The organism is Vibrio sp. RE86 (assembly GCF_013114545.1).
GTDB lineage: Bacteria > Pseudomonadota > Gammaproteobacteria > Enterobacterales > Vibrionaceae > Vibrio.
In genome coordinates, this window is the sequence record NZ_VTXI01000007.1 from 176,603 (window position 1) to 193,356 (window position 16,754).

General features: G+C 45.4%; 10 protein-coding genes. 4 read left to right on the forward strand and 6 right to left on the reverse strand.

The window, feature by feature from the left end:
• Positions 1–104 precede the first annotated feature (104 nt).
• From F0231_RS09410 to F0231_RS09420, 3 genes are all read left to right on the forward strand, one after another.
• Entirely contained in the window at positions 105–1,235 is a 1,131-nt protein-coding gene (locus F0231_RS09410; protein WP_171759464.1) for an exonuclease SbcCD subunit D, read from the forward strand.
• 9 nt (positions 1,236–1,244) lie between these two features.
• A complete protein-coding gene (locus F0231_RS09415) occupies positions 1,245–4,292 on the forward strand; it encodes an AAA family ATPase (RefSeq protein ID WP_171759465.1) in 3,048 nt (1,015 codons plus the stop codon).
• Positions 4,293–4,445: 153 nt separating this feature from the next.
• Positions 4,446–6,491, forward strand: a complete 2,046-nt coding sequence (locus tag F0231_RS09420) for a hybrid sensor histidine kinase/response regulator (RefSeq protein WP_171759466.1) — start codon at positions 4,446–4,448, stop codon at positions 6,489–6,491.
• 36 nt (positions 6,492–6,527) lie between these two features.
• Here F0231_RS09420 and cqsA read toward each other — a convergent pair whose 3' ends face one another.
• The 5 genes from cqsA to ylqF form a co-directional block, all read right to left on the reverse strand.
• Positions 6,528–7,709 carry an alpha-hydroxyketone-type quorum-sensing autoinducer synthase gene (gene cqsA, locus F0231_RS09425; protein WP_171759467.1) on the reverse strand — a complete coding sequence of 394 codons (1,182 nt, stop codon included), beginning with the start codon at positions 7,707–7,709 and terminating at the stop codon, positions 6,528–6,530.
• Between the two features lie 204 nt (positions 7,710–7,913).
• A complete protein-coding gene (locus F0231_RS09430) occupies positions 7,914–8,888 on the reverse strand; it encodes a TDT family transporter (protein ID WP_171759468.1) in 975 nt (324 codons plus the stop codon).
• A gap of 110 nt (positions 8,889–8,998) precedes the next feature.
• Positions 8,999–10,399: a H(+)/Cl(-) exchange transporter ClcA gene (gene clcA, locus F0231_RS09435; RefSeq protein ID WP_171759469.1), complete on the reverse strand. Its 1,401-nt coding sequence runs from the start codon at positions 10,397–10,399 to the stop codon at positions 8,999–9,001.
• A 431-nt stretch (positions 10,400–10,830) separates the two neighbouring features.
• The gene (locus F0231_RS09440; protein ID WP_171759470.1) at positions 10,831–11,811 is read right to left on the reverse strand and encodes a GTP-binding protein; all 981 of its coding nucleotides are present in this window, start codon (positions 11,809–11,811) and stop codon (positions 10,831–10,833) included.
• A 106-nt stretch (positions 11,812–11,917) separates the two neighbouring features.
• Complete coding sequence (gene ylqF, locus F0231_RS09445; RefSeq protein WP_171759471.1) at positions 11,918–12,853, reverse strand: ribosome biogenesis GTPase YlqF; 936 nt, start codon at positions 12,851–12,853, stop codon at positions 11,918–11,920.
• A 243-nt stretch (positions 12,854–13,096) separates the two neighbouring features.
• Between ylqF and F0231_RS09450 the strand changes: the two genes are divergently transcribed.
• The gene (locus F0231_RS09450; protein WP_171759472.1) at positions 13,097–14,656 is read left to right on the forward strand and encodes a PAS domain-containing methyl-accepting chemotaxis protein; all 1,560 of its coding nucleotides are present in this window, start codon (positions 13,097–13,099) and stop codon (positions 14,654–14,656) included.
• Positions 14,657–14,739: 83 nt separating this feature from the next.
• Here the strand turns inward: F0231_RS09450 and tkt are convergent, their stop codons facing one another.
• Entirely contained in the window at positions 14,740–16,731 is a 1,992-nt protein-coding gene (gene tkt, locus F0231_RS09455) for a transketolase (protein ID WP_171759473.1), read from the reverse strand.
• Positions 16,732–16,754 lie beyond the last annotated feature (23 nt).

The window sequence follows — 16,754 nt, forward strand, 5'->3', positions numbered from 1 at the left end:
TTCAATCAAACGAAAGTCGCGCATTCTGTGCGACTTTCTGTATCAATTCCCTTAGCTTTGATATTAAACTAGAGCCCAAATGAGATGAACATTTCAGGGCATAGATGAAATTCCTCCACACTTCCGATTGGCACCTTGGCCGTCAGTTTCACAACGTTTCACTCCTCGACGACCAAAAAGCGGTTCTAGAGCAAATCATTGACTACATCACAGCGAATCCTGTCGATGCACTGGTGATTGCTGGTGATATTTATGATCGTTCTGTACCGCCAACCGCAGCAATAGAGTTGATGAACCAGTTTGTTAGCCGAGTGTGTGGTGAATTGAATATGCCAATCATTATGATTCCAGGAAACCACGACGGGGCTGAACGTCTTGGCTTTGGTTCGAATCAAATGAAAGGGGCGGGTCTGCACATTTTGGCGAATTTCGAAGATATGCTACGCCCTGTCGTTATCCAATCCGAAAGTGGGCCTATTGCTTTCTATGGGATGCCATACAACGATCCTGAATTGGTTCGCCATCACTTTAAGCAACCCGTTTCAACCCATGATGAAGCCCATCGCCTGCTTTGTGATGAAATTAAGCAAGCCTTTATCCCTGATGGTATTAACGTACTGTTAAGCCACTGCTTTGTTGATGGTGCAATCGAGTCAGACTCTGAGAGACCACTCTCTATTGGTGGTTCAGACCGCGTAAGCCACGAACATTTTACCGATTTCGATTATGTCGCTTTAGGTCATTTGCACCAGCCACAAAAGAAAGGGGAAGAGTACATTCGTTACTCAGGCTCTTTGATGAAATACAGCTTCTCAGAGCAGCATCAAAAGAAAGGCATGACGTTAGTCGAACTGGACAAAGACGGATTTAAATCAGCGACGCACATAGACCTTTTGGCTCCTCATGAGATGAGAATCGTCGAAGGTGACCTAGACGAGATCATTGAGCAAGGTAAGCAAGATCCGAAAAGCCATGATTACCTATTGGTTCGTTTGACCGATAAACACGCCATTTTAAACCCAATGGATAAGCTAAGAGCGGTTTACCCAAATGTGTTGCACCTAGAAAAGCCAGGCATGTTGATGGGAGTAGAGCAAGAGATGGCGGCTGCCAAGCTTGCCCGCAGTGAAGTGGATATGTTTAGAGACTTTTTCCTAGAAGCGCAAAACAACGCATTGAGCGAAGAACAAGACCAAGCGATCACTGACATCATTAAGCAGCTAAGCAAGCAATAAGGACCCGCGATGAAACCTTTACTATTAACGCTTCAAGCATTTGGCCCTTTTGCTACGACAGAAAATGTCGACTTTACCAAGCTTGGTCGTAACCCACTGTTTTTGATTAATGGTCCGACAGGCTCTGGCAAAACGTCGATCCTCGACGCGATTTGTTTTGCCCTATATGGGGAAACGACAGGCAACGAACGCCAAGGCGGTCAGATGCGTTGTGATCAAGCGCCACTAACGCTGCCGACAGAAGTGACGCTTGAATTTGCGCTGAACGAACGACGTTATCGTGTAACTCGCTCACCAGAGCAAGAGGCACCGAAAGCGCGTGGGGAAGGCACTACGGTTCGTAAACATACCGCATCCTTGTACGAAATTACTGATGACGAGCGTTTGATTACAAGCAAAACGGCGCAAGTCAAAACTGAAGTCACCGAATTACTTGGTTTAAATGAGACCCAATTTCGTCAAGTTATGGTACTGCCTCAAGGTAAATTCCGAGAGCTTTTACTTGCCAGTTCTAAAGATCGTGAGGCGATCTTTGGGCAGCTGTTTCAAACCGATATGTATAAAAAAATTGAGTATGCATTAAAGGACCGAGCAGCTTCAATCAGCAAAGCAAAAGATGAGTTCGACAATCAAATTCGAGGTGCACTTCAGGTCGCAGAGGCCTCATCGGAGCAAGAATTGATTGAGCGTCAATCTGAACTGTCTGCGGTGTTTTCTCAGGCTCAATCGGTGGAAAAAGTGCAGTTGGAGGCGTTAAACGAGAGCAAAGCACAACGCCAGAAAGCGATATCTTTAAATGAGCAGTTCACCAAGCTTAGCAATACCAAAGGCTTACTTGCAAAACACCTTGAGTCACAAAATGACGTTGAAGTATGGAAGAAAAGCCTAGAGCAAGCAATTAAGGCGAATAAGCTTGATGTTCCGTACGCAAATAGGCAAGCAGCACATAAGCAAGTTCAAGAATCACAGAACAAGTTGGTTTCGCTGACGTCTGAACAAGAGCAGTCGAAACATACTTTAGCTAACGCAGCTAAGCAGCTAGTCGAGGCTCAAAAAGCGGCGGAGTTGACCACTGAGCTGACAGATCAAGAGTACCAGCTTGAGCAAACAAAGGTTAAGTTTGCTGAAAAGATTGAATTAGAAGCGTCGATTAAATCTCTATCTGACCAGCAGATTGATCAGCAGGCAAAACTAACACAATACGACGCGTTAAAAGAAAAACTTCAGCGTGAGGCAGAGCAAGGCGTTAAGCAATTGGAGCAAGCTCGCCTCGATGTGACTGAAAAACTGACGTTGAGCGCCGCTATTGAGCGCGGACAGCGATTGCACGCTGACCTGACTAAACTCAGTGCGCTTGAATTGGCATTGGTAAATTTAAATAAACAAACGAGTGCCAAACAATCTCAGGTATCCATTGCTGAGCAGGCGCTCAAAACCAAGCGCCAAGAAGCGGATCAGCTAGAGTTGACATGGCACAGTGCTCAAGCAGCCATTCTTGCTCAGAAACTTGAGCAAGATGCACCTTGTCCAGTATGTGGCAGTTGTGAACACCCAGCGCCAGCGAGCTTTTCGGGTGATGAAGTTAGCAAAGAACAAGTGCAGCATGCGCGTGAAAACGAACGAGCGGCGCTTGAGCAATTCAATCTGGTTAACGGCCAACTCACGCAGCATCAACACCAGGTTGAGCAACAGCAAGCTCTCGTCAATGCAGCGATGACTGCACTTGGCGACGATGCCCAGCGTAATCTGCAGCAGTTAGAAAGCGATCTATCAACTCAACAAGAGCGACTAAAACAGTTATCAGCCATCGATATCAATGCGATGGAGCAGCAAGTGACCGAACTGAACCAACGTTGTAGTAACGGTGAAGAGAAAATCAATGCGCTAAAAGGAGAGATTTCAGCAACTCAATCTGCGCTTTCCCTCAAACAAGAGCAACACATCAAGTTAGCGGAGAATATTGACCCAAGCTTCACAACGCTAGCCGTCATCGATCAGAAAATTTCTCAGATAAAACAACAAATCACACAGCTTAAGCAAGCGTTAGACACAGCGCAGAGTATCAACCAGAAAGCTGAGCTAGCTAAGGCTAATCTTGAGACGCAACTTACGACCTACACTGAACAGCTCAATACGGGGCGTATCCAACTCGAAGAGGCTGAAAAACAATGGATCACAGCACTCAAACAAGCGGAATTGGACTCCGAGCAAGCGTATTTGAACGTTCGTGCGACTGAGCAGCAAATAAACCAATGGCAGAGTGACATTGGCCAGTTCGAACAGAGTAAAGTGCAATTTGAGCAAACCATTAAGGATCTTTCAGAATCGACAGAGAACATCGAACAGCCTGATATTGATGGTATCAGTGAACGTTTACTGAAGATTGAAGCGGAGTATCAAACCTCTCGTGAAGCTCTTGATAATGCGCGTTCGCTTTATCAACGAGTGGAGAAAGTCCAGCAGGATATCAACGAACTGCATGAGAAAAATAGCCAATTGGAAGCGGAATATAAGGTCTATGGCACCCTCTATGACGTTGCCAGTGGTAAGACGGGCAGCCGTATCAGTCTGCATCGCTTTGTATTAGGTGTACTGCTTGATGATGTCTTAATTCAGGCCTCTCAACGACTCAGTATTATGAGCCGAGGTCGTTATCAACTGGTTCGTAAAACAGAAGGTTTCAAAGGATCTGCTGGCCGAGGGTTGGATCTGTCTGTTGAGGATGGTTATACAGGCAAAACTCGTGATGTCGCGACTTTGTCAGGTGGTGAATCATTCATGGCTGCCCTTGCTCTGGCGTTGGGTTTGTCTGATGTCGTTCAGTCCTATAGTGGTGGCATTCGACTGGATACTCTGTTTATTGATGAAGGTTTCGGAAGCCTCGATCCAGAGTCTCTTGATCTCGCTATGCAGATACTCATCGACTTGCAACAAAGCGGTCGTACGATAGGGGTTATCTCCCACATTTCTGAGTTAAAAGAGCAGATGCAACTAAGATTAGATGTGACGCCATCTAGGGTCGGGAGTTCATTAAAGTTAGTTGGTACACATGTTTAGCATGATAAAAATGTAAATACGCAGTATGTGGCGTATAATCAATTAATAATAAAATGGAATAAACGCCGCAATTACAGAGTGTTAAGACGCTTTGATATTCATTAAGGCGTTTGAAAGCAGATAACAAGAACATGCGAATAGTGGCTAGAGTACATGGATGTAGTTAGGAAGATCTATCAATATGCGGAGCCTAACCTCTCGTTAGTCGGGTGGATGGGCGCGATAGGCTTTCCTGCCTACTATTTTGTATGGGGCTATTTGTACCCACAACCCTATGAAAATGCACTGTTAAGGCTTTTTTGTGCCTTGCTACTCTTAACCTTAGCGCTCAGGCATTGGTTGCCGAATACGCTCAAGCGTTTCTTGCCACACTACTACTTGCTAACGATCGCGATATGCTTGCCCTTTTTCTTCTCGTTTATGATGTTTATGAATGATTGGTCAACGGTGTGGGCCATGTCGTTTATGAGTTCAATCTTCCTTCATATCTTATTGGTTCATGAAACTCGCGTAATGCTATTACAAGCGACACTCTCGGTTGTTGCTGCGTTTTTCTGTGCTTATGGTCTGAATAGTTCCATGTTTCATGATGGCATCACTATTATTTGGCCCTATATTCCAATCTTCTTGTTCACCTACATCTTCGGTAATTTGTTTTACTTTAGAAACCAGGTTGAGCATGAAGCCAAAGTGTCGATTGCAAAATCGTTTGGTGCTGGGATTGCGCATGAAATGAGAAATCCTCTGAGTGCTCTTCAAACTTCGTTGGATGTATTGAGCGCTTCACTGCCGACGGCTAAAACAACCAATAGTGATAATGTTGAGTTGTCTCGGCAGGATCTTGGCCGAATGAACGAAGTGTTAGCCAGTGCTGATGAAGTTATTCGTTCAGGAAACGAAACAATCGACTTGCTACTGACTTCAATTGATGAAAATCGGGTATCTCGATCCACTTTTGTGTTGCACTCCATGGAGTCTGTAGTGAGAGAGGCCATAAACAGCTACTCATTTGCTAGCGAGCACGCAAAAGAGTCAGTCACATTGAATATCGGAGAAGATTTTGAGTTCTTTGGGAGCGATACTCTGCTCAAATACGCCATATATAACCTTTTGAAGAATGCTCTTTACTATCAAAGTAGTGATGACTTTAAAGTGACCATCACGGTGAATGCAGACAGTGAAGGTAACTACCTCTACTTTGAAGACAATGGGGTAGGCATAGACCCTGAAAAATTGGAGTACATATTCCAAGATTTCTATACCTCGGGTAAGGCGTCAAGTTATGGCTTGGGTTTACCGTTTTGTCAGCGTGTTATGAGTTCGTTCGGTGGTCATATTGAATGTGACTCGTTGATTCGAGAGTGGACGATGTTTACTTTAACGTTTCCAAGGCGTCGATCACCTGAAGTACTGGCCATCAAGCAAGAAATATTGCGCACAAAATCGATTTTATATATCGGCGATGATAGCGATATCCAAAGGCGCTTAAACGAGTTTGTCTTCTACTGTGGGGCAGAGCTGATTGAGCTTGATTTCTCTGCTGCCCAAGAGAAAGAAGAGTATGAATTTGAATACGATTTGATCTTGTTAGATTTAGACAGTTGTAGCGAAGCCGAGTACCTATCGCTGGAAGAGAAGCTTCATTTCACCGAAGCTAAGATCGTTCTTCTTTTCGAGCCAAAACATCATTACCACAGTCGCTTCAGCCGTTTCTTATCTATTTATGCCATTGAAAAAGTGTGCTTAAAAGAAGATGCCACCTTGGTGATTAACAACCTCATGTTTGGCCGAAACGAACCCGACAGATCGGTAATACCTAAAAAACAAGTCGTGATGGGGAAGCGGATTCTGATCGCTGATGACAATGAATCGATGAGGCAGCTCACCACTATCTTGCTCAATAAACAAGGTTATCAAGTTTCGCATGCAAATGATGGCGTTGAGGTGCTTAAGATCCTAAATAATGAATCAATTGATTTGATTTTGATGGATATTGAAATGCCTAAACTTAATGGTTTTGATACGGCTGACTCAATTCGCAATTCATCCCAATCTTATCAGGACGTCCCAATTGTTGGCCATACTGGAGACAATAGCCAAGAGACCCTTGAAAAGATTAAACTCGTTGGAATGAACGACTATCTAATTAAGCCAGTCGACAAAGAACACTTGCTAGACAAACTATCACATTACATCTAAATCTATGCCCCTCTCAAATTCGAGAGGGGCATGCTTTTAAATGAAGTGAAAATCCGAACGATGGAAGGCTGCGTCAGCAACGGTTAAGATTTTATCAATGTTCGCCTGTGTCAACGCACTATTGAGTGATAGGCGAAGAACGTTTTTATGGTCAGGCGTTGCGGGTGTGCAAAACACTGAGCCGAACACACCATTATCTTCAAAAAAATCCCTGACCTGGCGAGTGTTGGTTTTCTCTCCGGTTTCCAGCCCTATGATTTGCGATTCGCTTCGAATATCAAAGCCGATATCTTTCAGTCCTGAGCGAACCATTTCAGCGTTACGCATTAACTGTGCTCGGGCTTCATCGCTCTCTTCAATCACGCTCAGTGTCTTGTCGATACGATCTAACTCAGGGGCCATCATTGCCGAGCTAAATATGGAAGGGAATGACACATAAGGGAGCACTTCACTGGTTTTATTGTTGCACCACACGGCACCTGCACGATAAGCAAATGTTTTAGCCAAGCTCGCAGTAAGAAAATCAACATGGTGGGTCAATCCAAGATGCTCAACCAAGCCTGCACCATGTGTCCCATGAGTCCCTAAGGAGTGAGACTCATCAACAACGATGGCGCAATTATACTCTTTTGCAACAGCGATAATGTCGGCGAGTGGGGCAATAGTACCAATGGTGCTGTAGATCGAATCGACCAAGATTATGCCGGGGCCATTGCGCTTAATTGTACGTTCTAGGTGGCGAACGTTATTGTGCATAAAAGGGTGAATATTGGCACCAGCAACGCGCGCGCCTTCCCAAAGGGACATATGGGCAAAAAAATCGATGTAGACATTAGTATCAGAATCACAAATGGTTTGAAGCAATCCAGTGTTTGCGATCCAGCCCGATGGCGCAATGGTGCAAGATTGAAAGCCCGTATAGTCTGCAAGGCGTTGTTCGACCGTTTTATCTAGGCTATCGCTTTGTAAGAACACGTTAGACATGAACGAAGTATCTTTACACGCGAGTAGTGAATTAACGTGCGCATTGATGATCTCTGGGTGGTGAGCAAGAGCAAGGTAATCGTTGCTCTGTAGGGAAATATCATCGTGGCCCGGTTTTTGTCCTACTACTAAATTTCGACCATTATCTTTTTTATTAATGAGGTCAGAGACGTAATAATCGATGCGGTTAGCGATGGATTTCGGTAAGCGCGGATGTGCCGTTAACATATTCATAATAGTTAGCCTTTGGTTTGTAAGATTATTATTGCCAGCTGACTTAGCTATATATGAATTTTGTTTGGTAATAAGTCTAATAAGAAAGGCTATTTTCTTGCGCTAATATGCAAACAAAAATATACTCACTTTTAGATATTTGAGAGTTATTTACGCTTTTGGGAGTCTAATTTTAACGAATTTCCTGCATTTTATAGAGTTTTTCTATTTGCATGCACTCGTGCTTTTCTCCTTTCCTACCACTTCTGGCCAGTACATTTTTACATATCCAACGCCAACCCAAACGACCAGTCCAGTCGCGACTGACAATTCGAATAAGCCAAAGTTATGCAGCCAATGCCAATGAGGGTGATACTGCTCGAAGAAAGAGGTCAGTCTGTGCATTGCAATTGCGCTAATGACGGATGGGAACGTAACGGCAGCGATAGAGGGCTGAAACTTCAATCGCATCAGACGGATATAACACAAATAGATAAGTAGTGTCATTGTGATCGCAATCCCCGCAAGCGCGCCTGTCAAAATAGGGTCAGGGTCGGGGAAATTAACCAAATACGTCGCGAGGGTAAGGTTGATGGGAGCAGCCATTATAGCCAACGTCGGTTTCGCTCGCTTTCTTAACGTGCCTTCAAATAGCAACCGATAGAGCACTAATGGCAGCATAAAGAAGTAGATCGTGATGCAGACGCTAACCAAGGTTTCGGAAAAGACGGTGTGGCCAAACTGGGTGCCCGCAAGCGAGCTACTGATCATCCCGACGGGGTATAAGAACCAACTCGGTACAATGTTCGATATTTTGAAGTTCATCAGCTGGAAGGTGAAAAACAGCGTCATCATCGTGAAGTGGAGTAGTAGCGCAGCAAACCAAAGCGGGTAGGCGATGAGTGGCGATATTACTGCAAGGTAGTCACAAAGAATCAGCAAAGCCATACTCATTGGCGCCATTAAGCTGCCACTGAGCGGATGGCGAATATCCGTGATGAAAGTGTTGTAGTTGGTCAGGTATTTAACGAGAACCGGAAAAAGCAGTACTGCGCCTAACGCCGCGAGATAAGGACGAATGACTTCACCCACTTCAGGGATGTACAAAGCCCATGCTTGACCCAGGCCAATAACCCCGAGCGCGAGAGCAGCTTGTGATGGAGGAACACTCTGGAATTGAGTAAAGCGTTTCCAGTTCAACGAAATTATCCTTATTTGGTCGAGCGATAGAATTAATACTAACCAGAACAAATATCTGAGCGATATTTTTCCCGGCGATCATAGCAAGTCGCACCTTAAGCGTGCAAACATCAAACAGGGTCAGAAGGGAGATCTTTCTGTCTTAACTTCTCATTTTTAAGAGTTCGATGAAGCAACTGACTGTAAATGGGTTGTCCACCGAGTAGCTGAGCAAAGATGACCGCACCAAGGCTAGTAATGATTAATGGCAAAATTAAGTAGTAGTTATTGGTCATCTCTATAACTAACAAAATACCAGTGATCGGTGCGCGGACAGTTGCAGCAAACAGTGCCCCCATTCCTGCAATCGCAAACATTCCAGGGGTGATGTTTAACTCTGGAAGTAAGCTCTGAGCAATTAAGCCAAAAGCATAACCAAACAGAGTGCCCAGCGCTAACATAGGGGCAAAGATACCGCCTGGTGCACCCGAGCCAAAACAGATCATTGTCGTCACTATACGAGCAACAAAAAGCAGAAGTAGTAACGTAGCGCTGTAACCACCGTTGGTGATGGTTGGAATTAAACCGATACCACCGCCAGTCACTTCAGGTAAATAGAGCAGCATTAAACCAAAGCACCCGCCGATCAAAGTCCCAGTAAGTAGAAAGCGCTTGGTATCATTTTTATGTAATCGAGCAAATAGGTCTTGTGACATCGTAACCAACTGGTTGAAGACGACACCAAAGACGCCAAATAGCGCTCCAAGAAGGAGAAAGAGCCACAGTGTTTCGAGTTCTGGCGCTTGATATTGAGGCATGGTGATGACGGCGTCTTGTCCATTGATGTAACGGAAGACTATGTTGGCTGATACCGCAGAGATGATAACGGCGCGAATAGAGATCAACGAGTAGCGAAACTGAGGGCGCATCTCCTCAACGACAAACATAATCCCAGCGAGTGGGGCATTAAACGCCGCCGCAAGACCGCCAGCCGCGCCAGAGGCCAGTAACGAGTGGCGTGTGTCATCATCCTTTACTCGGAAAATATCAGTGACCATTCTACCAATCGCGCCGCCCATTTGAACGGTGGGTCCTTCTCGACCCAATACCATACCAGAGCCCAGTGCGCCCATACCGCCAAAGAATTTTACCGGGATGACACGCCACCATCGGACAGGACGAATCCCATCCATCGCCCCTTCGATTTCAGGAATACCTGAACCTGCCGCTTCTGGGGCAAACTTATGGACAAGAAAGTAACCAATAAAAGCGAGAGCAGCACTGATACCAAAGGCCATCAGCCATAGAGGGATAACACCTCCAACTTCGTCTTTAAGCCACTCTGTACGTGTCTCAGATACGAAATGGACGGCAATTTCAAAGTAGGTGCCGACAAGGCCTGCCAAAACACCAACGATCAGCGATAAAATTAGAACAGAGAGGGGCGTTTTATCCTTAGAGAGAAATTGGTTAATTGCATCCTTAGGTACTTTCGCGAGTAAGGAGTATTTTAATTTTTCTCTCTTGGTCATAGATTGGCAAACTCCTGCATGAAAAGAGTAAGAAATTAGTATGATTGATGGGTTTATCTGAAATTATACGCCTGTCTAGACGTAACTATAGCGATAAGAATGGAATATTGATTTCCAAAATTGAGAGATACGATGGGAGTGGTGGTGTAGGGATGATTTCGTGGAGCCTTGTCACACTATTGGGACAAATATGGCGCTTCGCACCTTGCATAATCGCCGTTTTGAACCATAGTTAAGGTGTAAGGCAATCTGAACCGACCCGCATGGAGGAAATATCGCCTTACCTACAATTTGGATGGATTCAAACACATTATATGAAAGCCTCGTGTAACATCAGGTCGCAACATAATGACTTCCTGATTCGCATACTCACGATTGAGTTACGAGGGATAGGGCGCACTACGAGTGCGCCTCTTGTCGTGTGTAACAAATTAATCCAGATTAGAGATGCGCTTCAATACATCTTCAAGTTGATCCCACGGCAGTGGTTGGCTATCAATCACTTCGATTCGACTTTCGAATCCTTCTAAAGACATCTCATTTACCGACACAACACCATTACTAACGTTAAAAGCGAAACATCCGTTGCTTGTGTTCATCACGCCTTTCACACGTTCTGCCGTTAAATCAGACAATACCGAGAATAGATCATCAAAGTTAAACTCGACTTCCGCTCCAAAAATCCAACCACAACTAAAGTAGCCCTGACCACGGTTCTCTTTACGGATATACGTTTGATTTGGTGGCAGCTGAAATTGTGGCTCTTCTTCGGCATGCTCATGGTGATGCTGTTCAACTTCACTGGTTGAAGGAGCACGCTCACGACGCGGCATATCAAGAAGATCAATAGGAAAATCGCCTTGCTTAACCAGTTGGCTGAAAATCTTAGGTGGGTTTTGGTCGGTCACCCAGTCGTTGAAGGCATCGATATCGCTGACGTGGCACTGATCCACCTTGTTACCAATGATGATGTCTGATATCGCGAGTTGGTCAGTAAAGTTTTGGTTTTCGAGATATTTCGGAATGGAGAGATTGCGCGGGTCTACTAAACCGATTGTCGCTTGTAAGTCGATATAGCTAGCGAACTGAGCAGAGGTCAATGTTGCCAAGACTTTATGTGCATGGCCAAGCCCCGTCGGTTCGACAATAAGGCGATCAGGTTTGGTACGAAGTAGTGCAGTCAAAGCCACAGACATAGGAACACCAGCGGCACAGCACATACAACCACCAGGGACTTCTTTGATCATCGCCCCTTGGTCAGTCATCATGGCGCCATCAATACCAATTTCGCCAAACTCATTGACTAGAACAGCCCATTTTTCATTGTCTGGTTTGTTTTTAAGCAGGTTTAGAATAGCGGTTGTTTTACCTGTGCCAAGGAAGCCGGTAATGATATTGGCTGGGATACCCATAAAAATCTCTCGTTCATTTCAATTGTTACACTATAATAAAAGTTGTAGTGTGAGGGCATTAAAAAAGGCAGCCTCAATGACTGCCTTAATAGAGTAGCTCGTAATATTAGCGTTTGTTTTTGAGGTAGCGTTTACGACGTTCCTCTTTCTTCTTCGCTTTTTCTTCTGCTTTACGTGCTGCTTCGATCTCGACTTCGATCAGTTCTTGCGTGATCATCTCGGGTAGCTCAAGTGTCACTTGACCAAGAGTACCACTGCGTAGCTCGTGAAGAAGGATCTCAGAACATTTATGTAGGTCAACACGTCCGCCAGAACGAAGAGCGCCACGCTTTCTGCCGATCTCTTCCATCAATTCGATATCGCTCTCTGGTAGCTCTTCGATTTGATAACGCTCTTTTAAACGCTCAGGGTACGCTTTTGCAAGGTACTCTACAGTGTAGAACGCCACTTCGTCGTACTCCATTGCGGTATCTTTTACTGCGCCAGTTGCAGCTAAGCGGAAACCACTGTGCGGGTTTTCAACTTTCGGCCACAAAATCCCCGGCGTGTCAGAAAGTACAATGCCGTTTTGTAGGTTAATACGTTGCTGACGACGGGTGACGGCAGGTTGGTTACCTGTTACCGCGATAGTACGGCCAGCAAGAGCGTTGATAATGGTTGATTTGCCCACATTCGGGATACCCATAATCATAGTGCGAATGTTTTTACCAATCTCTTCACGGTGCGGCGCAAGTTTGCGTACCAGCTCCATAATTCGATTGACTTCATGCTGCTGAGAAGTCGTAATCGCAATGGCTTTTACATTGTGCTCTTTTTCGAAGTGCTCAATCCAAAGCTGAGTCAGTTCAGGATCGGCTAAATCACGTTTATTCAGCACTTTAACAACGGGCTTATCGCCTTTTAATTCAGCGATCATTGGGTTTTCGCTACTAAAAGGAATACGAGCGTCAAGCACCTCAATAATGACATCTATTTGAGGGATCGCTTCAGCAATCTCTTTTTGAGCCTTGTGCATATGGCCCGGAAACCATTGGATAGACATAGGATTAACCTTGAAATTCAAACTTGGCACAATTGTAAGGGGAAATGGGCAAGAGTAAAGGGCTAAAGGAGTTCAGCAAGGTACTACTAGCTTCAATTGCCTCATTTTCGTTGAACTGAACTACACTTATTGAGAGTAAACTAGATAATATAAAAGTATTAATAAAAATATCTGTTAATCTTTTGTCATAACTTGCGTTTTTGTTTATATTCTCCGCCACAAAGAATTATAAAAGTTTATAAAATGACTGTCAGCCAATCATCCAATCGTGAAACCGTTCTCAACGAACGCGAACAGCTTGTTTCAACCACAGACTTGAAAGGTGTTATTACCTACAGCAACGAAGCCTTTTGCCGTATCGCTGAATACACTGAACAAGAGTTAGTTGGTCAAAACCACAATATAGTTCGCCACTCTGACATGCCAAAAGCGGCCTTTGCCGATCTATGGGCAAACATTAAAGAGGGCAAGGCTTGGCGCGGTATCGTAAAGAATCGTACTAAGTCAGGTGGTTATTATTGGGTTGATGCATATGTCACGCCAATTTTTGAACACAATAAGGTTGTGGGTTATCAGTCGGTTCGTGTTAAGCCTAAACGTGAGTGGGTTGATATTGCCGATAAAGCATACCAAGGCTTAATCAAAGCGGAAAAGTCAGGCTCTGGTTTCTCTTTAAGTATTCCATCTTCTGTTCGCTATGCGCTGTTGGCTGCCTCAGTCGTTGCACCCTTGGCTTCTAGCTTACTTGATGTCAGTGGCACACTAGGTTTGGCATTAAGTGCAATGCCACTTGCTACTTTGGCTCTGTTCTTTCGTCAAGAGCTGGTGGACACGCCACTACAGCTTAAAAAGCTTCAATCTGAGTATGACAGCGTCAGCCGCTTAATCTTCTCTGGTAACACGCAGTTCTCTGTTGCGGATTTCCACCTCAAACTGCTGTCTGCGCGTATTCGCACTGTGCTTGGTCGAATGACCGATTCGGCTCAGCCACTTCAGATGCTTGCCGACGACCTTAATTCAACGTCTAGCCAAGTGTCAGAGGCATTAGATCAACAAACCAAAGACATTCTCCAAGTGAGAGGGGCGACGGAAGAAGTTGAAGTTACGGCTAATGAAGTCTCGACAAGCTCGCAAGAGGCGCATCAAATTGTCGATGTCACCTTAAAGACCTGTGCAAGTGCGAAAGAGAGTTTAGAGTCGACGCAGAAAAACTTAGAAAGCTTGAGCGAACAAGCTGAGCAGGCAACTAAAACAACTTATCACTTGAGCGATCAAGCACAAAACGTCAACAAAATGATGGAAGAGATCGGTGGTATCGCGGAACAGACCAACTTACTAGCACTGAACGCTGCGATAGAGGCGGCGAGGGCTGGTGAGCAAGGCAGAGGCTTTGCGGTTGTGGCCGATGAAGTCCGTGCCTTGTCAGCAAGAACATCGAAAGCGACGGTACAAATTAAAGAAAGCCTAGATGCAATGCTGCAGACTATTGAAGGGTGGCAGCAAGATATTCTCGCTAACCGTGAGCAGACTGAAAAGTGTGGTGAATCTTCTACGGTGAGTACTGAAAAGCTCTCAGAAGTTGAAGCCTTGATGGAGTCAATGAGCGTGCTAATGCAATCGGTGGAAAGCTCTGCAGATAAGCAACGTCAGTTGACCAGTGATGTAAATCTTCATATTCAATCAATCGCTTCAACCGCTGAGCAAAACCTTGCCGCGACACACTCAGTGAAAGAGCATTCTCGTGATTTGAAAGATCAAGTCCAAGAGTTCTATCAACTTGCTCGTAGGTTTGAAGAGAAATAGCGTTTTTCGCCTGCCGTTTTAATGACATAGATAAAAAACGCCCCGCTAATCTAGCGGGGCGTTTTCATATCAAGGCTCAGTGATTAAGCTAGAAGCTCTTTCGCTGTGTTTACTACGTTTTCTGTAGTGAAACCGAACATCTTGAATAGCTCACCTGCTGGTGCAGATTCGCCGAATGTTGTCATACCAATGATACGGCCGTCGAAACCAACGTACTTGTACCAGAAGTCAGCAATACCCGCTTCGATAGCAACACGTGCAGTTACGTCTGAAGGTAGTACTTCTTCGCGGTAAGCTGCGTCTTGCTTGTCGAATGCGTCAGTTGCAGGCATAGATACAACACGTACTTTCTTACCTTCAGCTGTTAGCTGTGCCGCTGCTTCTACTGCTAGCTCAACTTCAGAACCTGTTGCGATAAGGATAAGCTCTGGTTTGCCTTCACAATCTTTCAGGATGTAACCACCCTTCGCGATGTTTGCTACTTGCTCTTCGCTACGCTCTTGCTGTGCAAGGTTTTGACGAGAGAAGATTAGAGACGTTGGACCGTCCTTACGCTCGATAGCCAGTTTCCAAGCCACTGCAGACTCAACTTGGTCACATGGACGCCATGTGCTCATGTTTGGAGTCAGACGTAGAGAAGCGATTTGCTCAACTGGTTGGTGAGTTGGGCCATCTTCGCCAAGACCGATAGAGTCGTGCGTGTAAACTTGGATATTCTGAACTTTCATCAGAGCAGCCATACGCATTGCGTTACGAGCGTATTCCATGAACATTAGGAAAGTAGCGCCGTATGGTACGAAACCACCGTGTAGAGCGATACCGTTCATGATTGCAGTCATACCGAATTCACGTACACCGTAGTGGATGTAGTTACCCGCTGGATCTTCAGCAGAAACAGACTTCGAACCAGACCACATAGTTAGGTTAGAAGGTGCAAGGTCAGCAGAGCCGCCTAGGAATTCAGGTAGCATAGCACCGAACGCTTCTAGTGCGTTTTGAGACGCTTTACGTGATGCGATGTTTGCAGGATTTGCTTGCAGATCTGCAATGATTTGGTTTGCTTTCTCTTCCCACTGTGCTGGAAGTTCACCGTTTACTCGTCTCTTAAACTCAGCCGCCAACTCGGGGTGTGCTGCTTCATAAGCAGAAAGTTTCTCGTTCCACGCTGCTTCCTTAGCTGCGCCTGCTTCTTTCGCATCCCACTCTGCGTAGACTTCCGACGGAATTTCAAAAGGACCGTGCTCCCAACCAAGTTGTTTACGTGTCGCTGCAATTTCTTCAGCGCCTAGTGGTGCACCGTGACAGTCGTGTGAACCAGATTTGTTTGGTGAACCAAAACCGATGATAGTCTTAGTACAGATTAGAGTAGGGCGTGGGTCTGCTTTAGCAGCGATAATTGCTGCGTTGATCGCTTCAGCGTTGTGACCGTCTACTGCTGGGATTACGTGCCAGCCGTATGCTTCAAAACGTTTTGGCGTATCGTCAGAGAACCAACCTTCCACTTCACCGTCGATAGAGATACCGTTGTCATCCCAGAAAGCGATCAGCTTACCAAGACCTAGCGTACCTGCTAGAGAACATGCTTCGTGAGAGATACCTTCCATCAGACAGCCGTCACCCATGAACGCATAAGTGAAGTGGTCGACGATGTCGTGGCCTTCTTTGTTGAATTGTGCTGCTAGAGTTTTCTCAGCAAGCGCCATACCAACAGCGTTAGTGATACCTTGGCCTAGTGGACCAGTTGTTGTTTCGATACCCGGTGCGTAACCGTACTCTGGGTGACCTGGAGTCTTAGAGTGAAGTTGACGGAAGTTCTTAAGGTCGTCGATAGAAAGCTCGTAGCCTGCTAGGTGAAGCAGAGAGTAAATCAGCATTGAGCCGTGGCCGTTTGAAAGAACGAAACGGTCGCGGTCTGCCCACTCTGGGTTTGATGGGTTGTGGTTTAGGTGATCACGCCAAAGAACTTCAGCGATGTCAGCCATGCCCATAGGTGCGCCTGGGTGACCAGAGTTTGCTTGTTGTACGCCGTCCATGCTTAGAGCACGAATTGCATTAGCTAGATTTTTACGATCCATAATGAATACCGATTTCAAATTTA